The 21,476-nt window shown below is 61.1% G+C and carries 21 protein-coding genes; 7 read left to right on the top strand and 14 right to left on the bottom strand.

The window, feature by feature from the left end; translation table 11 throughout:
* Positions 1-224 precede the first annotated feature (224 nt).
* The 10 genes from BFP89_RS19630 to argE form a co-directional block, all read right to left on the bottom strand.
* The gene (locus tag BFP89_RS19630) at positions 225-440 is read right to left on the bottom strand and encodes a TOBE domain-containing protein (RefSeq protein WP_003176783.1); all 216 of its coding nucleotides are present in this window, start codon (positions 438-440) and stop codon (positions 225-227) included.
* Positions 441-459: 19 nt separating this feature from the next.
* Positions 460-1,266 (bottom strand): aliphatic sulfonates ABC transporter ATP-binding protein, encoded by an 807-nt coding sequence (gene ssuB / locus BFP89_RS19625; RefSeq protein ID WP_065887044.1) that lies wholly within the window; start codon positions 1,264-1,266, stop codon positions 460-462.
* On the bottom strand, positions 1,263-2,051 hold the full coding sequence (gene ssuC / locus BFP89_RS19620) for an aliphatic sulfonate ABC transporter permease SsuC (protein WP_065887043.1): 789 nt from the start codon (positions 2,049-2,051) through the stop codon (positions 1,263-1,265). Before ssuC ends, ssuB begins: the two co-directional genes overlap by 4 nt.
* 8 nt (positions 2,052-2,059) lie before the next feature.
* Positions 2,060-3,208, bottom strand: coding sequence for an FMNH2-dependent alkanesulfonate monooxygenase (gene ssuD, locus BFP89_RS19615; protein ID WP_065887042.1), 1,149 nt, complete (start codon positions 3,206-3,208; stop codon positions 2,060-2,062).
* A 25-nt stretch (positions 3,209-3,233) separates the two neighbouring features.
* Complete coding sequence (locus BFP89_RS19610; RefSeq protein ID WP_065887041.1) at positions 3,234-4,202, bottom strand: sulfonate ABC transporter substrate-binding protein; 969 nt, start codon at positions 4,200-4,202, stop codon at positions 3,234-3,236.
* A 96-nt stretch (positions 4,203-4,298) separates the two neighbouring features.
* Complete coding sequence (ssuE, locus tag BFP89_RS19605) at positions 4,299-4,892, bottom strand: NADPH-dependent FMN reductase (protein WP_057723407.1); 594 nt, start codon at positions 4,890-4,892, stop codon at positions 4,299-4,301.
* 325 nt (positions 4,893-5,217) lie between these two features.
* Positions 5,218-5,856 carry a peroxiredoxin gene (locus tag BFP89_RS19600; protein ID WP_065887040.1) on the bottom strand — a complete coding sequence of 213 codons (639 nt, stop codon included), beginning with the start codon at positions 5,854-5,856 and terminating at the stop codon, positions 5,218-5,220.
* Between the two features lie 272 nt (positions 5,857-6,128).
* Positions 6,129-7,472, bottom strand: coding sequence for an OprD family porin (locus tag BFP89_RS19595; RefSeq protein ID WP_065887039.1), 1,344 nt, complete (start codon positions 7,470-7,472; stop codon positions 6,129-6,131).
* 568 nt (positions 7,473-8,040) lie between these two features.
* Entirely contained in the window at positions 8,041-9,339 is a 1,299-nt protein-coding gene (argA, locus tag BFP89_RS19590; RefSeq protein WP_065887038.1) for an amino-acid N-acetyltransferase, read from the bottom strand.
* A 135-nt stretch (positions 9,340-9,474) separates the two neighbouring features.
* Positions 9,475-10,623: an acetylornithine deacetylase gene (gene argE, locus BFP89_RS19585; protein ID WP_065887037.1), complete on the bottom strand. Its 1,149-nt coding sequence runs from the start codon at positions 10,621-10,623 to the stop codon at positions 9,475-9,477.
* Positions 10,624-10,780: 157 nt separating this feature from the next.
* Here argE and BFP89_RS19580 point away from each other — a divergent pair, with 157 nt between their 5' ends.
* Positions 10,781-12,148 carry a CYTH domain-containing protein gene (locus BFP89_RS19580; protein WP_065887036.1) on the top strand — a complete coding sequence of 456 codons (1,368 nt, stop codon included), beginning with the start codon at positions 10,781-10,783 and terminating at the stop codon, positions 12,146-12,148.
* An 84-nt stretch (positions 12,149-12,232) separates the two neighbouring features.
* On the opposite strand, the gene BFP89_RS19575 is transcribed toward BFP89_RS19580, so the two are convergent.
* A complete protein-coding gene (locus tag BFP89_RS19575; protein ID WP_065887035.1) occupies positions 12,233-12,703 on the bottom strand; it encodes an Lrp/AsnC family transcriptional regulator in 471 nt (156 codons plus the stop codon).
* 127 nt (positions 12,704-12,830) lie between these two features.
* Here BFP89_RS19575 and BFP89_RS19570 point away from each other — a divergent pair, with 127 nt between their 5' ends.
* From BFP89_RS19570 to BFP89_RS19545, 6 genes are all read left to right on the top strand, one after another.
* A complete protein-coding gene (locus BFP89_RS19570; RefSeq protein ID WP_065887034.1) occupies positions 12,831-13,214 on the top strand; it encodes a hypothetical protein in 384 nt (127 codons plus the stop codon).
* 32 nt (positions 13,215-13,246) lie between these two features.
* Positions 13,247-14,929: a GspE/PulE family protein gene (locus tag BFP89_RS19565; protein ID WP_065887033.1), complete on the top strand. Its 1,683-nt coding sequence runs from the start codon at positions 13,247-13,249 to the stop codon at positions 14,927-14,929.
* Between the two features lie 77 nt (positions 14,930-15,006).
* A complete protein-coding gene (locus tag BFP89_RS19560; protein WP_003176797.1) occupies positions 15,007-15,927 on the top strand; it encodes an SPFH domain-containing protein in 921 nt (306 codons plus the stop codon).
* Positions 15,928-15,937: 10 nt separating this feature from the next.
* The gene (locus BFP89_RS19555; RefSeq protein ID WP_065887032.1) at positions 15,938-16,384 is read left to right on the top strand and encodes an NfeD family protein; all 447 of its coding nucleotides are present in this window, start codon (positions 15,938-15,940) and stop codon (positions 16,382-16,384) included.
* A 68-nt stretch (positions 16,385-16,452) separates the two neighbouring features.
* Positions 16,453-16,767, top strand: a complete 315-nt coding sequence (locus BFP89_RS19550; protein WP_057723397.1) for a DUF2388 domain-containing protein — start codon at positions 16,453-16,455, stop codon at positions 16,765-16,767.
* A 157-nt stretch (positions 16,768-16,924) separates the two neighbouring features.
* Positions 16,925-18,067: a DegT/DnrJ/EryC1/StrS family aminotransferase gene (locus BFP89_RS19545; RefSeq protein ID WP_065887031.1), complete on the top strand. Its 1,143-nt coding sequence runs from the start codon at positions 16,925-16,927 to the stop codon at positions 18,065-18,067.
* A 110-nt stretch (positions 18,068-18,177) separates the two neighbouring features.
* Here the strand turns inward: BFP89_RS19545 and gcvH are convergent, their stop codons facing one another.
* The 3 genes from gcvH to BFP89_RS19530 form a co-directional block, all read right to left on the bottom strand.
* A complete protein-coding gene (gene gcvH, locus BFP89_RS19540; protein WP_065887030.1) occupies positions 18,178-18,561 on the bottom strand; it encodes a glycine cleavage system protein GcvH in 384 nt (127 codons plus the stop codon).
* Between the two features lie 53 nt (positions 18,562-18,614).
* On the bottom strand, positions 18,615-19,697 hold the full coding sequence (gcvT, locus tag BFP89_RS19535) for a glycine cleavage system aminomethyltransferase GcvT (RefSeq protein ID WP_065887029.1): 1,083 nt from the start codon (positions 19,695-19,697) through the stop codon (positions 18,615-18,617).
* Positions 19,698-19,853: 156 nt separating this feature from the next.
* The gene (locus BFP89_RS19530) at positions 19,854-21,470 is read right to left on the bottom strand and encodes an ABC transporter permease (protein WP_065887028.1); all 1,617 of its coding nucleotides are present in this window, start codon (positions 21,468-21,470) and stop codon (positions 19,854-19,856) included.
* Positions 21,471-21,476: the final 6 nt, after the last annotated feature.

Genomic DNA, 21,476 nt, shown 5'->3' with positions numbered 1-21,476 from the left:
GGGGCAAGAGCGTTTTGCTTACTTTTGCGCTTTTCAAAAGTGAGCCGCTGTAAAAGCGGAACCATTAGCAGCCGTTACCGCAGAAACGGATATGCACTCGGTCTGACCCAACATCCTGGTCGGCCCTGAGGCCGCCATCGGGGGCAAGCCCCCTCCCACATTTAGATCTGTGAATACATTCAAAGTGTGGGAGGGGGCTTGTCCCCGATAGCGGCCTGAAGCAATCATAATTTTGCGATCGACACCTCAGTCGATTTCACAAAGGCAATCACCTCGCTGCCAATCACCAGCTCCAGCTCTTTCACCGAGCGCGTGGTGATTACAGACGTGACAATGCCCGAGGCCGTCTGCACGTCGATCTCCGACAACACGTCGCCGACCACGATTTCCTTGATGGTGCCTTTGAATTGGTTACGCACGTTGATGGCTTTAATAGTCATGGTGGTTTTCCTGTACAGGTTATTGAGCCCAACGCAATTGCGTCGGCAGCGGTGAAACAGGTTCGGGTTCCGGCGGTGAGCCGGGCAGCGACAGCACGCGGTTGAGCACTTCGGCCTCCAGCGCGGCCAGGCGATGTGAGCCACGGGCGCGCGGGCGTGGCAGGTCGATGCTCAGGTCGAGGCCGATTTCGCCGTCTTCGATCAGGATCACCCGGTCGGCAATCGCCACGGCTTCGCTGACGTCATGGGTGACCAGCAGCACGGTAAAGCCGTGCTTTTGCCAGAGGTTTTCGATCAGTTGCTGCATCTCGATCCGGGTCAGGGCATCCAGCGCGCCCAGCGGTTCGTCGAGCAGCAACAGGCGCGGCTGGTGAATCAAGGCGCGCGCCAGGGCGACACGCTGCTTCTGCCCACCGGACAAAGCCGCCGGCCACTCATCGGCACGCTCGGCCAGGCCCACCGCCTCCAGCGCTTGCAACGCCCTGGGGCGCCAGTTGCCCTTGAGGCCCAGGCCGACGTTGTCGATGATCTTTTTCCACGGCAGCAGGCGCGCTTCCTGGAACATCAGCCGCGTGTCTTCGATCGCCTCGTGCAGCGGCGCGGAGCCCGCCAGCAGTTCGCCGCCACTGGCGTTGTCCAGGCCCGCCAGCAGGCGCAGCAAGGTGCTCTTGCCGCAACCGCTGCGGCCGACCACGGCCACGAACTGGCCGGCAGGAATATGCAGGTCGATGTCCTTGAGCACTTCGCGAGCGCCAAAAGACTTGCGCAACTTGCGCACCGCCAGGGGGATACCCTTAAGCAGGCGCGGGGGTTGTTGAGCCGTCATGCCGCACCTCCCTTGCTCACTTGATACGCCGGGTGCCAGCGCAGCCATACCCGTTCCAGGCCACGCGCCGCCAGGTCGGCCAGCTTGCCGAGGATCGCGTACATCACGATCGCCAGCACCACCACGTCGGTTTGCAGGAATTCGCGGGCATTCATCGCCAGGTAACCGATGCCGGAACTGGCCGAGATGGTTTCCGCCACGATCAACGTCAACCACATGAAGCCCAGGGCAAAGCGCACGCCCACCAGGATCGACGGCAACGCGCCCGGCAGGATCACTTGCCAGAACAGGCTGAAGCCGGACAAACCGTAGCTGCGCGACATTTCCACCAGCGCCGGGTCGACGTTGCGGATGCCGTGGTAGGTGTTCAGGTAGATCGGAAACAACGTGCCCAGGGCCACCAGGAAAATCTTCGCGGTCTCGTCAATCCCGAACCACAGGATCACCAATGGAATCAGCGCCAGGTGCGGCACGTTGCGGATCATCTGCACCGAGCTGTCGAGCAGACGTTCGCCCCACTTCGACAGGCCGGTGATAAAGCCCAGGGCCAGGCCGATGCTGCCACCGATCACAAAGCCCAGGCCCGCGCGCCAGCCGCTGATAGCCAGGTGCGTCCAGATTTCGCCGCTGCGGACCAGGTTGACGCCTGCCTCGATAACGGCACTGGGCGCCGGCAGAATACGCGTGGACAACCAACCTGCCGTCACCGACAACTGCCACACCGCCAGCAATAGAATCGGCAGCACCCAGGGCGCCACGCGATGGCTGAGTTTCTCAAGGTTCATGGCGCCCCTCAGCTCTGTGATGCAGCTTTGGGAAGGATGTCGTTGGCCACCATCTCGCCGAACGGGCTGACATAGCCGGCGCCTTTCGGCAGTTCGGGACGTTCGATATCCAGGTGCGGGAACAGTAACTCGGCGACCCGATACGACTCTTCCAGGTGCGGATAACCGGAGAAGATAAAGGTGTCGATGCCCAAGTCCGCGTATTCCTTGACCCGCGCCGCAACCGTTGGGCCATCGCCCACCAGCGCCGTGCCCGCGCCGCCGCGCACCAGGCCGACCCCGGCCCACAGGTTGGGGCTGACTTCCAGGTTGTCGCGACTGCCGCCGTGCAAGGCCGCCATGCGCTGCTGGCCCACCGAGTCGAAGCGCGCCAGGGACGCCTGGGCGCGGGCGATGGTGTCGTCGTCCAAGTGGGAGATCAGTTTATCGGCGGCTTTCCAGGCCTCCTCGTTGGTTTCACGCACGATCACATGCAAGCGAATGCCGAAGCGCAGGGTGCGCCCGAGCTTGTCGGCCTTGGCCCGCACCTGCGCGATCTTTTCCGCCACCGCTGCCGGTGGTTCGCCCCAGGTCAGCACCATTTCCACTTGTTCGGCCGCCAGGTCCTGGGCCGCCTCGGACGATCCGCCAAAATACAGCGGCGGGCGTGGCTGCTGGACCGGCGGGTAGAGCAATTTGGCGCCCTTGACGCTGATGTGCTCGCCGTCGTAATCCACGGTTTCGCCTTCAAGCACGCGGCGCCAGATGCGGGTGAATTCCACCGAGGCCTGGTAGCGCTCTTCGTGACTGAGGAACAAGCCGTCGCCGGCCAGCTCCTCCGGGTCACCGCCGGTGACCAGGTTGAACAGTGCGCGGCCGCCGGACAGGCGATCCAGGGTCGCGGCCTGACGCGCGGCTACCGTCGGGGAAATGATCCCGGGGCGCAGCGCGACAAGAAATTTCAGACGCTGGGTCACGGGGATCAGCGAGGCCGCCACCAGCCAGGAGTCTTCGCAGGAGCGCCCGGTCGGGATCAGCACCCCGCCGAAGCCCAGGCGGTCGGCGGCCTGTGCCACTTGTTGCAGGTAACCGTGATCGACGGCGCGAGCGCCTTCGGCGGTGCCGAGGTAATGACCGTCGCCATGGGTAGGCAGGAACCAGAAAATATTGAGGCTCATGGAGTTGTCTCCTGAAGAAATCGGATTACGGCGCTTTGGCAACAGCGGCGGGTGGGGTCCAGATCACGTCCTTGATACTCAAGGGCTTGGGAATCAATTTGAGCTGGTAGAAGGTGTCGGCGATTTTCTGCTGGGCCGCGACCACTTCCGGCGTCAGGAACAGTGCGCCGTAGCCCTGGCGTTTCACCGAGGTCAGGGTGATATCAGCCGGCAGGCCGAGCAGCGGCGCGACCTGGTCAGTCACTTGCTGCGGGTTGGCCTTGGACCATTCGCCCACGGCGCGCACTTCTTCCACCAGCGCCTTGATCACCTCGGGATGCTGTTCGGCGTAAGGCTTGGTGGCCAGGTAGAACTGGTGGTTGTCGGCAATGCCGGTGCCGTCGCGCAGGGTGCGCGCTTGCAGCTGTTTCTCGGCGGCGGCCTGGTACGGGTCCCAGATCACCCAGGCGTCCACGCTGCCGCGCTCGAAGGCGGCGCGGGCATCGGCGGGCGGCAGGAATACGGTTTTCACGTCGGTGTAGTTGAGGCCGGCGTCTTGCAGGGCACGCACCAGCAGGTAATGCACGTTCGAGCCTTTGTTCAGGACAACGGTTTTGCCCTTGAGCTCAGCCACCGACTTGATCGTAGAGTCTTTCGGTACCAGGATCGCTTCACTGGTCGGCGCCGGTGGTTCATAGGCCACGTAAAGCAGATCCGCACCGGCGGCCTGGGCGAACACCGGTGGGGTTTCGCCGGTGACGCCAAAGTCGATGGAGCCGACATTCAGGCCCTCAAGCAGTTGCGGGCCACCGGGGAACTCGGTCCATTGCACCTGCACGCCCTGCGCAGCCAGGCGCTTTTCCAGCGAGCCCTTGGCCTTGAGCAGCACCAGCGTGCCGTACTTCTGATAACCGATCCGCAGGGTGTCTGCGGCGTGGGCTTGAACGATGGCGCCGAAGGACACAGCCGCAGCAAACAGTGCGACCAGACCGCGACGCAAAATGACAGTGCGCATGGCGCTCTCTCCAAATATGCGAGTGGGGTATTGGCTGCACCTGCTTGGCCGTTGGCGGCTGAGTAAGGTGAGTGTTTCCAGATGTCGGGGTAAGGCTCAAATGCTCCAGCGAGCACTCAACAAGCGTTCATTCAGTACATGCGGGTCCAGCGGTTTCGGGCGGCGGGCCATGGCGCTGTAAAACTGCTCCAGGGCTTCCTGCAGACGCTGTTCAAGCACCGGCACCAACTGCGCCTGGGCACTGCCTTCGCCGTAGGCGATCTGGCTGTCTTCGGCAAAAATCCCGTGGAGCAATTCCTGCGCCTTCAGCGCCGACAACACCGGCTTGAGGGCGTAATCCACCGCCAGCATGTGCGCGATGCTGCCGCCGGTGGCCATCGGCAACACCACCTTGTGGGCCAGGGCACGCTCGGGCAGCAAGTCGAGTACCGTCTTCAGCGCACCGGAGAACGAGGCCTTGTACACCGGCGTGGCGATCACCAGGCCATCGGCATTCGCTACCTGCTGCAACAGGTCGATGACCTTGGGGCTGTCGAACCGCGCATGCAGCAGGTCTTCGGCCGGGAAGTCACGAATCTGGTAACTCACCACTTCCACGCCCTGGTCCTGCAGCCATTGGCGGGTTTTCTCCAGCAAAACCCCGGATCGGGAACGCTGACTGGGACTGCCTCCAAGTGTTACGACCAGCATGTAGGGAATTCCTTACGCAAGTGTCGGCGGTTCGCTGTGCAGCGATGACGCCAAGGTGGAACAGACCTTAGCAGCAGATTCATATATCTTTAAATCTTATTTATTCATTTGTTTATTCCATAAAAACATATACGGAAAACAGATCGCCGCGCGAAAAAAAAGGCCATCGAAATGGCCTGAAAACCCCTGCTTGAAATGCGCTCAACATGTGGGAGGGGGCTTGCCCCCGATTACGGTGTGTCAGTTACCAAATTTTTACCTGATCCACCGCTATCGGGGGCGAGCCCCCTCCCACATGGGTCCCTGTTTCCAGGTTTGAGCTGTGTTAACGGTTGGGCTGAGGGGTGAGGCGCAGGTATGGCTTCACTGCACGGTAGCCCTTGGGAAAGCGTTGCTTGATCTCTTCCTCGTCCTTGAGCGACGGTACGATCACCACGTCATCGCCGTCCTGCCAGTTGGCCGGTGTGGCGACCTTATGGTTGTCGGTCAACTGCAGCGAGTCGATCACCCGCAGGATTTCGTGGAAGTTACGGCCGGTGCTCGCCGGGTAGGTGATGGTCAGGCGGATCTTCTTGTTCGGGTCGATCACGAACAGTGAGCGCACGGTGAGGGTGTCGCTGGCGTTGGGGTGGATCAGGTCGTAGAGGTCGGATACCTTGCGGTCGGCATCGGCCAGGATCGGGAAATTGACGACGGTGTCCTGGGTTTCGTTGATGTCTTCGATCCACTTGTGGTGCGAGTCCACCGGGTCGACCGACAGCGCGATGGCCTTGACGCCGCGCTGGGCGAATTCATCCTTGAGCTTGGCGGTGAAGCCCAATTCCGTGGTGCACACCGGCGTAAAGTCCGCCGGGTGGGAAAACAGCACACCCCAGCTATCGCCCAGCCATTCGTGGAAACGAATCTTGCCGGCGCTGGAATCCTGTTCGAAGTCGGGGGCGATATCGCCCAGTCTTAGGCTCATGGTGTGGCTCCTGATGAGTGCTTATGGAGCCCACTGTGCATGCATAGGGGAAATTTTAAAAAGAATAAATATCGATTTATCTAGATGATAAAGGAATATTAAAAATCTGTTCATTGGACGTGATCAGCGCTGAAGAGCACCATCTTCTTCAAGGTTCGAGAAGGCCTTGAGACGCTGTACAAAGAGGGTTCAGGAAGGGCTTGCGGGGGTTGAGCCCGACTTGAAAAGCAAGACACCTTGCCCGGCATTGCGCCGGGCAAGGTTTTACAGTCTTACAACAGCGGGATCGAGTAGCTGACGATCAAGCGGTTTTCGTCCTGGTTACGCGCGTTGGCGATATCGCTGCGCCACATAGCATTCTTCCATGCCACGCCGACGTTTTTCAGCGGACCTTCCGGTACGACGTAGGCAACAGTGATGTCACGTTCCCACTCGGACTGGCCGGTGAACTCGGTACGGTTGCTGGCAACGGTGTCGATATGGTCGCCTTTGAGGTAAACCACACCCGCGGTCAGGCCAGGTACGCCGACTTTGGCAAAGTCATAGGAGTAGCGTGCTTGCCAGGTACGCTCGCCGGCACGCGCGAACTTCTGGATCTGCATGTCAGTGGTGATGTAGGCCGACGAACCGTCGCCCTGGTTCAGCCAAGGGAAGTCGCTGCTGCCATTGCTGACCTGGTAACCGCCACCGAAGGTGTGACCGGCAACCGAGTACAGGAACAGGCCGCTGTACAGGTTGTTGTCGACTTTGCCGCGACCGGAGTTGACGCCACCGTAGTTGCCTGTGGAGAAGTAGGCGGACTGGTTGCCGTTGTTACCGTCGTCGGAGCTGTTGAAATAACGCAGGTCAGACTTCAACACGCCCGGACCGATGGCCCAGTTGTGGGTCAGGCCCAGGAAGTGCTGCTTGTAGAAATCTTCCAGGTTGCCGTAGTAGTACTGGGCGGTCAGATCCTTGGTGATCTTGTAGTCGCCACCGGCGTAGTAGAACTTGTTGCTCGAACGCCAGTTCACGCCACGGCTGTTGGCGCCGGAGATGGACAGGCTTTCGTTGTTGCTGGAGTTACGGCCCTTGGCTTTTTCGATCTGGCCGGCAACCAGGGTCAGGTCCTTGATGTCGCTGGAGGTGATCTGGCCACCCTGGAAGGTCTGCGGCAGCAGACGACCATCATTGGTCACGATAACCGGCAGCTTGGGCTGCAAGGTACCCAGCTTCAATTCAGTCTGGGAAATCTTGGCTTTGGCAGTCAGGCCCAGGCTCGAGTAGTTATCAACGGCTTCGCCATTGGACTTGCTCGGGAAGATGGTGCCGCCGTAGGACGTAGCGGTCGCGCCGTTGGTGCCGCCGCCGGAATCCAGGCGAACACCCAACAGGCCGATAGCGTCAAGACCGAAGCCAACGGTGCCTTGGGTATAACCGGAGATGAAACGCAGATCGAAGCCTTGGCCCCATTCTTCGTTCTTGCTCGGGTTAGCCGTGCCTTCGCGGTTATCGGTGTTGATATAGAAGTTACGCAGACCCAGTGTGGCCTTGCTGTCTTCGATGAAACCGGCAGCGCCTGCTTGCTGGGCGATTGCGCCCAACGCTACAGCCACAGCCAAGGTGGACTTCTTCATGTACCGCTCCTCTCATTTCTAATTTTTGTATTTCTTTGGTCTCGGGTCTGACGCCCTTGATCCAACAGATGCGCGATTAGCGCCGGATAGTGACCACCAAGTCAATCGTAACCTTGTGTGTCTACTACCTTCGTCTAATAGCAGTTGATTTGGTCCCTGCAGGGTAATGAGTTTTTCATACACCCAAAAAGAATTGTTTCATTCTTTTTCATACGATCCAGGAATAAGCGAATTCGTGAAACAGGCTGGTCAGGATAGACGACCCGTCCACAAGCTAATTCCTAAAGGGTATTTTTTTATGCTTTTTTAGATCGATTAGTCTTGACGTTCCATTGCATACGTCACTGATCATCAAAAAGGCGACGCCATCATGGCCAAAGGCACATCATTCCGTCAATTTGTTACAGTTTTTGTATCGGTATTAGTTTCTTTTGATGTCAACGGCTGACGGCCTCTACGAACACGCTATCGGCACACATCAACGCTTCTGAAGGGGCATCAAGCGTTGCATAAACGCGGTCCAATGTGGGAGGGGCAAGCCCCCTCCCACATTTGGATAGGTATTGGTTTACAAAGCCTTCTCGAAGATCTTCGAGTTGCGCTGATAGTTGTACAGCGATGCCCGCGCCGACGGCAGGCGGTCTACGCTGCTCGTCACAAAGCCGCGTTCACGGAACCAATGGGCGGTGCGGGTGGTGAGGACGAACAAGGTCTTCAGGCCCTGGGCCCGGGCACGGGTCTGGATGCGCTCAAGCAACACATCGCCGCGCGCGCCATGGCGGTATTCCGGATTCACCGCCAGGCACGCCAATTCACCCGCATCCGAATCCGCGATCTGATACAACGCCGCGCAAGCGATGATCATCCCTTCGCGCTCGACCACGCTGAACTGCTCGATCTCGCGCTCCAGCACTTCGCGCGAGCGACGCACCAGGATGCCCTGCTCTTCCAGCGGGCTGATCAGGTCGAGCAAACCGCCGACGTCCTCGATCGCCGCTTCGCGCACCAGTTCGAATTGCTCCTGGGCGACCAGCGTACCGCCGCCATCGCGGGTGAACAGTTCGGTGAGCAAGGCGCCGTCTTCGACATAGCTGACAATATGGCTGCGCCCTACTCCGCCACGGCAGGCCTCGGCGGCGGCATCGAGCAGCTCGGCCTGGTAGTTGCTGCCCAGGCGTTGCAGGTGGGCCGGCACTTGCTGCGGTCGCAGCTCGCGCACCAGGCGGCCGTTTTCATCGATAAGACCGAGATCGGCGCCGAACAGCAGCAATTTGTCGGCACCCAGGTCGATGGCGGCGCGGGTGGCGACGTCTTCGCAGGCCAGGTTGAAGATTTCACCGGTGGGCGAATAACCCAACGGCGACAGCAGCACGATGGAGCGCTCGTCCAGCAGGCGGCCGATGCCTTTGCGGTCGACCCGGCGCACTTCGCCGGTGTGGTGATAGTCCACGCCTTCGAGCACACCGATTGGCCGCGCAGTCACCAGGTTGCCGCTGGCCACCCGCAGGCGCGAGCCCTGCATGGGCGATGAGGCCATGTCCATGGACAGACGCGCTTCGATGGCGATACGCAGGTGCCCCACGGCGTCGATCACGCACTCCAGGGTTGCCGCATCGGTAATGCGCAAGCCTTCGTGGTAGGCAGGAACCAGGCCACGCGCTTCAAGGCGGGCTTCGATTTGCGGACGCGAGCCGTGGACCAGCACCAGTCGCACACCCAGGCTGTGCAACAGCACCAGGTCGTGGACGATATTGCCGAAATTCGGGTGTTCCACACCATCGCCGGGCAGCATGACCACAAAGGTGCAGTCGCGGTGAGCGTTGATGTAGGGCGAAGCGTGACGAAGCCAATTAACGTAGTCGGGCATAACACCTGGGCCTGTAATAAAAAGCAGCCAAAAAGGGATCAATCGTGAAAGCGCACAGCGGGCTGATGGTTATCGTCGGAACAGGCTTGGCGACACGCTCACTCTCCTTCTATGTACGAACAGGCAGGGGTTAATTTATGCAGGTTTCAGGCAGTAATGTTCGATCAGTTCCCGCAATAGACGCACTGTAGGCGTCAAGCGTGACATTTCGAGGTATTCGCCCGGCTGGTGCGCACAGGCGATATCGCCAGGGCCTAGCACCAGGGTTTCGCAACCAAGGCGCTGAAGATAAGGCGCTTCGGTGCCGAACGCCACCGCTTCGGCGCGATGACCGGTTAAACGCTCTGCGACCCTTACCAGTTCGGCGTCTTCCGGCTGTTCGAACGGCGGCACTTCGGGGAACAGCGGCGCGTAGTCGATCTTGACCTGATGACGCTCGGCCAGGGGTTGCAGCTTCTGCCGGATGGCGGCGCGCAGGACCTGCGGGTCCATGCCCGGCAACGGCCGCAGGTCGAATTCCAGGGAGCATTGGCCACAGATGCGGTTGGGGTTGTCGCCGCCATGGATACAGCCAAAGTTCATGGTCGGCTGCGGCACGCTGAACTGCGGGTTGCGGTATTCGCGTTGCCAGGCCAGGCGCAGGCCGCGCAGTTCGCCGATGGCGTCGTGCATGGCTTCCAGGGCGCTGTGGCCCAGGCTCGGGTCCGATGAATGGCCGCTTTGGCCAAGAATGTCGATGCGCTCCATCATCACGCCTTTGTGCAGGCGGACCGGCTTGAGACCGGTCGGCTCGCCGATCACCGCCGCACGGCCCAGCGGGCGTCCGGCTTCGGTCAACGCCCGAGCGCCGGACATGGAGCTTTCCTCATCGCACGTGGCGAGGATCAGCAGCGGTTGCTTGAACGGTTGATCGAGCAGCGGCAACACGGCTTCGATGACCAGGGCAAAGAAGCCCTTCATGTCGCAACTGCCCAGTCCTACCCAGCGGCCGTCGACTTCCGTCAGCTTGAGCGGATCGGTTTTCCACAATGCCGCGTCGTAGGGCACCGTGTCGCTGTGACCGGCCAGCACCAGGCCGCCGGGGCCGCTGCCAAAGCTGGCCAGCAGGTTGAATTTGCCGGGGCTGACGTGCTGGATGTCGATGGCAAAGCCCAGGTCGCCCAGCCAGGTGGCGAGCAGATCGATCACCGGGCGGTTGGTCTGGTCCAGCGACGCTTGAGTGCAACTGACCGACGGCGCGGCAATCAACGCGGCGAACTGCTCTTTCATGGACGGTAACGGCATGCGCGGTCTCCAACTTCCCGGATGAGCCCCACTATAGAGCCATCTGCACGACACAATAAACCGTTGCGGCACGTTGCCGGGCTCAGTCCTGTACACTGCACGACCTTGGCAGCCACACTTTTCCCCGGCTGCGCTCCCGATCCTGGATTTTCCGGCCATGCAGAAAGAAACCGAAATCAAGCTCCGCGTCAGCCGCGAGACACTCGCCGCGCTGCGTGAGCACCCGCTACTGAAAAAACGCAACAAAAGTGGCTGGGAACGCCGTGAGTTGATGAATCAGTACTTCGACACCCCCGAACGCGACCTGGCCCAGGCCAAGGTGGCCCTGCGCCTGCGCAAGGACGGTGACGACATCATCCAGACCCTCAAGACCCGCGGCCAGAGTGTTGCCGGCTTGTCGGAACGCAACGAATACAACTGGGACCTGCCCAAAGCCAAGCTCGACGTGAAGAAGCTCGACGGCGAGTGCTGGCCCGAGCAACTGGCCGAGCTGGACAAAAAGACCCTCAAGCCGATTTTTACCACCGACTTCGTGCGCGAACGCGCCGAAATCGCCTGGGGTCGCGGCAAGGCCAAGGTGGTGATCGAAGCCGCCCTGGACCTGGGCCATGTGGTCGTCGGCAAGCAGAAGGAAGAAATCTGCGAGCTGGAACTGGAACTGCGCGAAGGCGAGCCCGCAGCCCTGCTGGAGCTGGCCGCCGAACTGGCGGCGACCCTGGCGCTGATGCCGTGTGACATCAGCAAGGCCGAACGTGGCTATCGCCTGTACGACGCCAGCAGCTATTCACTGAGCCTGCCGGCACCGCAGATTCACGCCGAAATGCCGTTGGACGATGCCTTCGCCGCAATCATGTGGCACCTGCTGGGCAGCAGCCAGCGCCTGGCCGAGCAATATCGCTTCAATGGCCACTGGCGTCTGCTGCAGGATTGGGTCGAGAACCTGGGCGAATTGCGCGCCCTGATCGGCAGCCTCGGCCAGGCCGCGCCGCGTCAATCCACCAGTGAGCTGCGCAGTGCCCTCGATGCGTTGCTGGAAGACTGGCGCCCGCTGGTCCAGGCCGGTGACGACGACGAAGACATTCGCAAAGCCGCACCGGAGCAGTTCGTTGAAGAATTGCAGGATGTGCGCTGGGGCCTGTTCTCCCTGAACACCTCGCGCTGGCTGCTGGCCCGCACCTGGACCGAAGCGCGCAACGTGCGTGGCAACCGTCAGGGCGCCGCGCAGATCACCAACTGGCTACCGCGCCTGCTGGCCGATGACGCCGTTGCCCTGCAACTGCCGCGTTACCAGCAGCAGCCCGAAGACCTGGCCGAGCAATTGCCGCGCATCGAACGCATCCAGGCCTGGCTGCACCATGCGCGCCACGTGGTGGACATCCCGGAACTGGACCGCTTGTACGGCGAGCTGAACAAGCTGGCGCACCTGGCCAACCAGCCGATTACCGATGAGTCGCTGGATGCGCGGATGCACCAGGCGATTGCGGTGTATCAGAATCGGGCCTGGAAGACGCTTCTGCGCCTGTAATATCGCCATCGGGGGCAAGCCCCCTCCCACAGGGGAATGCAATCCAATGTGGGAGGGGGCTTGCCCCCGATGAGGCCCTCCCTGTCAGCGCAATACTGGCAGGCTGGTGGTGGACTTGATCTCCGACAAAGCCACAATCGAATTGACCTCCTGAATCCCCGGCACCATCGACAACTTGTCAAAGAAAAACCGCTCGTACGCCTCGATGTCCGACGCAACAATGCGCAATAAAAAATCCACCGCCCCCATCAGCACGTAACACTCCAGCACTTCCGGAAAGCCACGAATTGCCTCGGTAAACTCGGTGAAGTTGGAGCGACCGTGGGCATTGAGTTTGACCTCGGCGAAAATCTGCGTGTTGAGGCCGATTTTCTTGCGGTCCAGCAGCGTCACCTGGCCGCGAATCACGCCCTCTTCCTTCAGCCGCTGGATGCGCCGCCAGCAGGGCGACTGGGACAGGCCGACCTGTTCGGCGATCTGCGCGCTGGAGAGCGAGGCGTCCTCTTGCAGCAGGGCCAGGATACGGCGGTCATAGACGTCCAACTCACCGTGCATAAAAATACCTTCTATGGCGCTTATATTGAATTATCTGATTCAATTTTCAGCGATTCATGCGCATCTTAGATAAGAAATCTCCCAAGGCGAATGTAAAAATTTCTTCAGTCGAATCTGGAGAGTCAGCATGCACGCCGTCGAAACCGTCCACCCTGTCACCCGCGCCGATGCGTGGGCTGTCGATAGCCTTCAGTGCGAGGCCCATTATCGGATTGCCGCAGAGGCTGAACCGGACGTGCTGTGCCGGGTACTGAATTACTTCGCGCTGCAATTTCTCACGCCCAGACAGGTGATCGTGAACAGGCAAGACGACCTGCTGCATATCGACATCGTGATGGACGGCCTGAGCTGGCATCGCGCCAAGGTGATCGGTGAAAAGTTTCGAAACCTGATCAGCGTGTGTTCCGTCGAGCTGTGGCCGGCAGGTAGCACACGGCCTCACGCCGTGGTGGCAGCCTCTCGGCAAAAGCCTGCAACACACGCCCAGGGAGAATGTTCAGAAGCTGGCTAGCCTGGGATTACACCCCGACGCCAGGAACCTCCATGTCTCCCGTCCTGCAAGATCGCCCTCTGGAACTGCAACAGTTGCTGCCTGCATTGCTCGAGCAGCAACTGATTACGCCAGCGACGGCGCGGCAGTTGTCGTCCGCGCCCGCCAGCGCCCGGCACCCCCTGGAATTGATCGCCGCACAAGGACCGTGCCTGGAAACACTGACGCAGTGGCTGGCCCGGCACGTCGATCAGCCTTATCTGCGCATCGACCCGTTGAAGATCGACGTGGCGACGGTGGTGCCGCTGATGTCCCACGCCTTCGCCCAGCGCCACGCCATCCTGGCAGTGGCCGTGGATGCGCGCAGCGTGACGGTTGCCAGCGCCCAGCCCCATGTCAGCGGCTGGGAGGCCGGGCTTTCCCAGGTACTCAAACGCTCGATCAAGCGCGTGGTGGCCAACCCTCAAACCCTCCAGCGCTGTATCAATGAATTTTACCGTCTGGCCAAATCGGTCAGCGGCGCCGACCAGCAAATGGCGCCCCCCGGTACTGTCGAACGGCTCAGCCTGGGCGCCGGCGATAGCGAACCGCATGCCGATGACGCGCATATCGTCAATATCGTCGACTGGCTGTTGCAGTACGCCTTTGATCAACGGGCCAGCGATATCCATATCGAGCCCTGCCGCGAACAGGGGCGTGTGCGCTTTCGCATTGACGGGCTGTTGCATGACGTCTACCAATTTCCGCCCCAGGTCACCACCGCTGTCGTCAGCCGGCTGAAAAGCCTTGGGCGTATGAATGTGGCAGAGAAGCGCAAGCCCCAGGATGGGCGCATCAACATGAAAACGGCGGGCGTTGAAGTGGAACTGCGCCTGTCGACCTTGCCCATCGCCTTCGGCGAAAAGCTGGTCATGCGCATTTTTGATCCCCAGGTGCTGCTCAAGGATTTCGATCAACTGGGGCTGTCCGCCGACGATCAGCAGCGCTGGCAGATCATGACCCGACAGGCCAACGGCATCATTCTGGTCACCGGCCCTACCGGCTCGGGCAAGACCAGCACGCTCTACAGCACCCTCAGGCAACTGGCGACCCGGGAGGTCAACCTGTGCACGGTGGAGGACCCCATCGAAATGGTCGAGCCGGCGTTCAACCAGATGCAGGTGCAGCACAACATCGACCTGACCTTCGCCAGCGGTATCCGTGCGTTGCTGCGTCAGGACCCGGACATCATCATGATCGGCGAGATTCGCGACCAGGAGACCGCCGAAATGGCGATCCAGGCCGCGCTGACCGGGCACCTGGTGCTGTCGACCCTGCACACCAACGATGCGCCGAGCGCCATCAGCCGCTTGCAGGAGTTGGGCATCGCTCATTATTTGATCAAGGCGACACTGATAGGCGTCATGGCACAGCGCCTGGTGCGCGTGCTGTGCCCCCATTGCAAACGCGCCGTGGCCGACGTCTACGCAGCGGTCGGGTGTGGAGAGTGCCGCGACAGTGGCTATCGGGGCAGGGCCGGGCTTTACGAGATCATGGTCCTGGATGAAACCCTCAAGGCGCTGATCACCCCCGGCGCCGACGTTCAGGCCTTGCGCCATGCCGCACTCGGGCAAGGCATGCACAGCCTGCGGATGGCCGGCCTGCAAAAGGTGAAGGCGGGGCTGACGACGCTGGCGGAGGTCCTCAGGGTTACCCCTGGGGATTCAGAAACAAATCCTTTGAGCATTGGGCAATGAAACCGTCCTTATCCGTGACGACACCGTTACAATCGACCGAACGTCGTGTCACTGACATCATCAGATAGGGAATCGCAATGCAGATCGGAACCGTACTGCTTCTTTTCGTGGGATTGGCCATTGCCATCCTGTTCATGGGTTTCAAGGTGGTGCCCCAGGGCTACCAGTGGACCGTCGAACGTTTCGGCCGCTATACCAACACCCTCAAGCCCGGCCTGAACATCATCATCCCGGTCATGGACCGCATCGGCCGCAAGATCAACGTGATGGAAAGCGTGCTGGATATCCCGCCCCAGGAAGTGATTACCGCCGACAACGCCACCGTGCAGATTGACGCCGTGTGCTTCTTCCAGGTGGTCAACACTGCCCAGGCCGCGTATGAGGTGAACAACCTCGAACATGCCATTCGCAACCTGCTGCAAACCAATATCCGTACGGTGCTCGGCTCCATGGAGCTGGATGCCATGCTCAGCCAGCGCGACGGTATCAACGAAAAGCTGCTGCGCACCGTCGACGAAGCCACGGCGCCGTGGGGCATCAAGATCACCCGTATCGAAATCAAGGACATCAGCCCGCCCGCCGACCTCATGGCGGCCATGTCCGGGCAAATGAAAGCCGAGCGGATCAAGCGTGCGCAGATCCTCGAAGCCGAAGGCCTGCGAGCCTCGGCGATCCTTACCGCCGAGGGCAAGAAACAGGCGCAGATCCTCGAGGCAGAGGGTAGCCGCCAGGCCGCCTTCCTCGAATCCGAAGCCCGTGAACGTCAGGCCGAGGCTGAAGCCCGCGCGACCCAGGTGGTCTCGGAAGCGATCGCCTCCGGCAACGTGCAGGCGGTGAACTACTTCGTCGCGCAGAAATACATCGATGCCCTGGGCAAGCTGGCATCGGCCAACAACAGCAAAGTCATCCTGATGCCGCTGGAAGCCAGCCAGGTGATTGGTGCCGTGGGCGGTATCGGCGAGATCGTCAAAGCCACTTTCGACAACAAGAAAGGCTGAGGTCGCCACCATGTGGGATTTCCTGCAGCATCTTTCGTTCTGGGACTGGTTGGCGCTGGGCACCGTGTTGTTGATTCTCGAGGTGTTCGGTGCCGGAGGCTACCTGTTGTGGATGGGTATCGCCGCAGCGGCCGTGGGCGTGATCAAGTTTATCGTCCCGCCCCTTGGACTTGAGTGGCAACTGCTGCTGTTCGCCCTGTTGTCGATATTGACGGCCGTGTACTGGTGGCGACGCCAACGCAGCAGTGCCAAGGCCAGCGACCAGCCCGGCTTGAACGAGCGCGGCTCAGAGCTGGTCGGGCGCACGTTCGTGGTGCATCAGGCGATAGTGGACGGCAGGGGCAAGGTCAAGGTCGGCGATGGCGTATGGATGGTCACCGGTACCGATGCCCCTGTAGGCGCTCAAGTCCGCGTGATTGGGCAGGATGGCGTGGTTTTAAAGGTTGAAACTGTTTAGTCAGTGATGGAACTGGATAAGGTTAACTACAATCAAAACGTACAGATAACCCACCGGAGTCACCCATCATGCGTCTTAAATATGCTGTAGCAACCCTCGCTGTGCTCTCCCTCCCTGTCGGCTCAGCCATGGCCGACAGCTTCTGGCGTAATGTCATCTCGTCGGGCGCCACCACCGGCTCGACCTACCTGACCTTCAAGGACCACAAAATGGTCGTCGCCGCCCAGGACGACGCCGGCAGCTTCGTCGCCAGCGACGGCGGCATCCGCGGCCCGTACCTGGAAGCGGCCATGCAGAAAGTGCGCGCCGACAACCCTGGCCTGCAGGCCACGGACATGGAACTGGCCAACGCCATCCTCGCGAAGAACGCTGTTACCGAGTAATGCATACAGCGTAAAAAATGCCGCTTTTTCAAGCGGCATTTTTTTGCCTGCAACATGACGAATCGTTCACGGGCGACAGGCTATATTCAGTCGAGCCGTGCAACCATGCAGGACTCACACGTCCATCACTCATCGCCTACCGGATGCCTTCTTCGTCATGAGCCAACAGCCCTTCCTGCCGTTCTCCAAACCTACCATTGACGAAGCCACGATCTCGGCGGTCGGCGATGTCCTGCGTTCCGGCTGGATCACCAGTGGGCCGAAGGTGCAGGCATTCGAAGCGCAGTTGTCGGAGTACTTTGGCGGTCGCCCGGTGCGCACCTTCAACTCCGGCACCTGCACCATGGAGATTGCCTTGCGCATCGCCGGCATCGGGCCTGGGGATGAAGTCATCACGACGCCAATCTCCTGGGTCGCCACGGCCAACGTCATCCTCGAGGTGGGCGCCACCCCGGTCTTTGCCGATATCGACCCGGTAACCCGCAACATCGATCTGGCTCAGGTTGAAGCGGCGATCACTCCACGCACCAAGGCAATCATCCCGGTCTACCTGGCCGGTTTGCCCCTGGATATGCCGATGCTCTATGCGCTGGCCAACAAGTACAAGCTGCGCATTGTCGAGGATGCCGCCCAGGCGCTGGGGTCCAGCTGGGACGGGGAACGCATCGGCGCTACCGGCGACTTCGTGTCGTTCAGCTTCCAGGCGAACAAGAACATCACCTCATCCGAAGGCGGCTGCCTGGTGCTGAACAACGCCGAAGAAGCCCGCCTGGCCGAGAAATACCGCCTGCAAGGTGTGACCCGCAGCGGTTTCGATGGCCTGGATGTGGACGTGCTGGGCGGCAAGTTCAACATGACCGATATCGCCGCTGCCATCGGCCTCGGGCAATTTGCCCACATCGAGAAGATCACCGCCCATCGCCAGAACCTGGCACGCCACTACTTCGAATGCTTCGGCAGTGATTTCGAACAGCAGTACGGCGCGCAACTGCCGCCGGCGGACTTCGAAAACAGCAACTGGCACCTGTTCCAACTGGTATTGCCGGAGCGTCAGGATGGTCTGCCCGCCCGCGCTACGTTTATGGAGCAGATGCAGGCCCTTGGCGTCGGCATTGGCTATCACTACCCGCCCATCCACCTGCTGAGCCTGTATCGGGCACAGGGTTTCAAGGAAGGGATGTTCCCGGTGGCGGAGCGTGTTGGGCGATTGATCGTGTCGTTGCCGATGTTCACGGCGATGACGGAGGCGGATGTGGAGCGGGCTGTGGCGGCGGTCAAAACGGTATTGAAAGCAGGCTGATCACTTAATGTGGGAGGGGGCTTGCCCCCGATTGAGGTGGGTCAGCCACTGATGAGGAGACTGACACTCCGCCATCGGGGGCAAGCCCCCTCCCACATTGGGTTCTGTGTTTACTCGCCGATAGCGGCTTTGTAGCCGGCAGCGTCCAGCAGTTTCTCCAGATCAGCTGCGTTGCTTGGCTTGAGCTTGAAGATCCAGGCGCCGTAAGGGTCGGAGTTCAACAGCTCAGGACTGCCGCTCAACTCTTCGTTGACCGCAATCACCTCGCCTGCAACCGGGGCATAGATGTCCGAAGCCGCCTTCACCGACTCAACCACACCCGCCTGGCCTTGGGCTTCAAATGTGGCACCCACCTCGGCCAGCTCAACAAACACCACATCGCCCAACGCTTCCTGGGCATGGTCGGAAATCCCGACGGTCACGCTGCCGTCGGCTTCCAGACGGGCCCACTCATGACTTTCGGCAAAACGCAGGTCGGCAGGGATATTGCTCATAGTCTGTGTCCTCAAGAAGAAATGTCAGCGGCCAGTGGCCCGCCGGAAGATAGTTAGATCAAGGTTTTGCCATGGCGGACGAAGGTCGGCTTGACCACTCGAACCGGGTACCACTTGCCGCGGATTTCCACTTCGGCCCGGTCGGCGGTCGCCGTCGGTACACGCGCCAGGGCAATGGATTTGCTAAGCGTAGGAGAGAAACTACCACTGGTGATCTCCCCTTCGCCAACATTGGCGATACGAACCACCTGGTGAGCACGCAGAACCCCACGTTCTTCCAGGACCAGCCCGACCAATTTGAACTGCACACCGGCCGCTTTTTCCGCTTCCAGCGCGGCGCGGCCGATAAAATTGCGCCCTGCCGGTTCCCAGGAGATGCTCCAGGCCATATTGGCAGCCAGGGGCGACACCTGCTGGTGGATATCCTGGCCATACAGGTTCATGCCGGCCTCCAGGCGCAAGGTATCGCGCGCGCCGAGGCCGATGGGGGAAATGCCGGCGCCCACCAGGTCGTTGAAAAACCCCGGCGCCTGGTCCGCAGGCAGGACAATTTCCAGGCCGTCTTCGCCGGTGTAACCGGTGCGGGCGATAAACCAGTCGCCGTCGGCCTGGCCTTCGAAAGGTTTGAGCTGATGGATCAGGGTGCCACGGGACTGGGTCACCAGTTCGGCGATCTTCTGCCGCGCATGGGGACCTTGAATGGCGAGCATGGCCAGCTCGGAACGCTCCTGCAACTGCACCTGATAGCTGCCCAGTTGCGCCTGCATCCAGGCCATGTCCTGGTCACGGGTGGCGGCGTTGACCACCAGTCGGTAACCGGTTTCGGTACGGTAGACGATCATGTCGTCCACCACCCCGCCCTGCTCGTTGAGCATGGCGCTGTACAACGCACGGCCGCAGCCGTGCAATCGATCGACATCATTGGCCAGCAGGTGCTGGAGCCATTCCTTGGCCTGGGGGCCGGTGACATCGATCACGGTCATATGAGATACATCGAACACCCCGCAGTCGCGCCGCACCTGATGGTGCTCCTCGACTTGCGAGCCGTAATGCAAAGGCATATCCCAACCGCCAAAATCGACCATTTTCGCGCCGAGGGCGAGATGCAGGTCATACAGAGGCGTACGCTGTCCCATGGGTTTCTCCTTCCGGGCTTGGCGAAGGTGCGCAGAGCTGCCACTTGCGCCGAACACCTTGAACGACAAGGCCCGCAGCCACATACAGCAGGTCGATCCGAAAGACGGAGCACACCGAATGCCGCGCATTGTAGCCGCAAGCTGTAGGACTGGCACCTAGCCGATTTGTCGTGCGGAGCGTCGGATCAACCCGATGACCGGCAGCAACCCGACCAGCACCAGGGTCAGCGCCGGCAGCGAGGCCCGCGCCCATTCCCCTTCACTGGTCATTTCAAAGATGCGCACCGCCAGGGTGTCCCAGCCAAACGGGCGCATCAGCAAGGTGGCGGGCATTTCCTTGAGCACATCGACAAACACCAGCAGCGCCGCGCTCAGGGTGCCGGGCAGCAGCAGCGGCAGATACACCTTGCAAAACAGTTGTGGCCCACTCACGCCCAGGCTGCGTGCGGCCTCGGGCAACGATGGGCGAATACGCCCCAGGCTGTTTTCCAGAGGCCCGTAGGCGACCGCCAGGAATCGCACCAGATACGCCAGCACCAGCGCCGACAGGCTGCCCAGCAGCAACGGCTTGCCCGCGCCGCCCAGCCAGCCCGACAGCGGCACCACCAGTTCGCGGTCCAGATAGCTGAAGGCCAACATGATCGACACCGCCAACACCGACCCGGGCAAGGCATAACCGACATTCGCCAGGCTGATGCCGGAGCGGATCGCCCGCGTCGGCGCCAGGCGGTTGGCGAACGCCAGTATCAGCGCCACGCTGACAGTCACCAGCGCCGCGATCCCACCCAGGTACAGCGTATGCACGATCAGGCCGGTGTAGCGCTCATCCAGATCGAAGCGGCCGCGCTGCCAGAACCAGGCCACCAGTTGCAGCATCGGGATCACAAACGCGCAGGCGAACACCAGGCCACACCAACCGCTGGCCGCGGCCGCCTTGACCCCGCGCAGGTGATACAGCGCCTTGCTGCGCGGGCGCTCGTTGCCGGGCCGGCTCGCTCCCCGCGCGCGCCGCTCGCCATACAGCACCAGCATCACCACCAGCAACAACAGGCTGGCCAGTTGGGCGGCGCTGGACAGGCTGAAAAAGCCGTACCAGGTTTTATAGATGGCGGTGGTGAATGTGTCGAAATTGAATACCGAGACCGCACCAAAATCCGCCAGGGTTTCCATCAGGGCCAAGGCGACACCGGCACCAATCGCCGGCCGCGCCATGGGCAGCGCCACGCGCCAGAACGCCTGCCACGGCGACTGGCCCAGCACCCGTGCCGCTTCCATCAAGCCCTTGCCCTGGGCCAGGAATGCCGAACGCGCCAGCAGATAGACATAGGGGTAGAACACCAGCACCAGGACGATGATCACGCCGCTGGTGGAGCGCACGCGGGGCAAGCGCAACCCTGTACCGAACCAGTCGCGCAGCAGGGTCTGCACCGGGCCTGCAAAGTCCAGCAGTCCTACAAACACGAAGGCCAGCACATAGGCCGGAATCGCAAAGGGCAGCATCAACGCCCAATCCAGCCAGCGCCGCCCCGGGAACTCGCAAAGGCTGGTCAGCCAGGCCAGGCTCACCCCCAGCAAGGTCACGCCAACGCCGACGCCGAGTACCAGGGTCAAGGTGTTGCCCAGTAAGCGAGGCATCTGGGTGTCCCACAGGTGGGACCAGATTTGTTGATCGATGCTTTGCCAGGACAGCAACAGCACGCTCAGCGGCAGCAGCACCAGGGCGGCGACGGTGAAGACCGGCAGGTACCAGCGGCGTTGGGCGGGGTGGGCCAAGAGCAA

Source organism: Pseudomonas sp. 31 R 17 (assembly GCF_900004915.1).
GTDB lineage: Bacteria > Pseudomonadota > Gammaproteobacteria > Pseudomonadales > Pseudomonadaceae > Aquipseudomonas > Aquipseudomonas orientalis_A.
The sequence above is the reverse complement of the archived record's forward strand: the minus strand, read 5'-3'. Positions and strand labels throughout refer to the sequence as shown.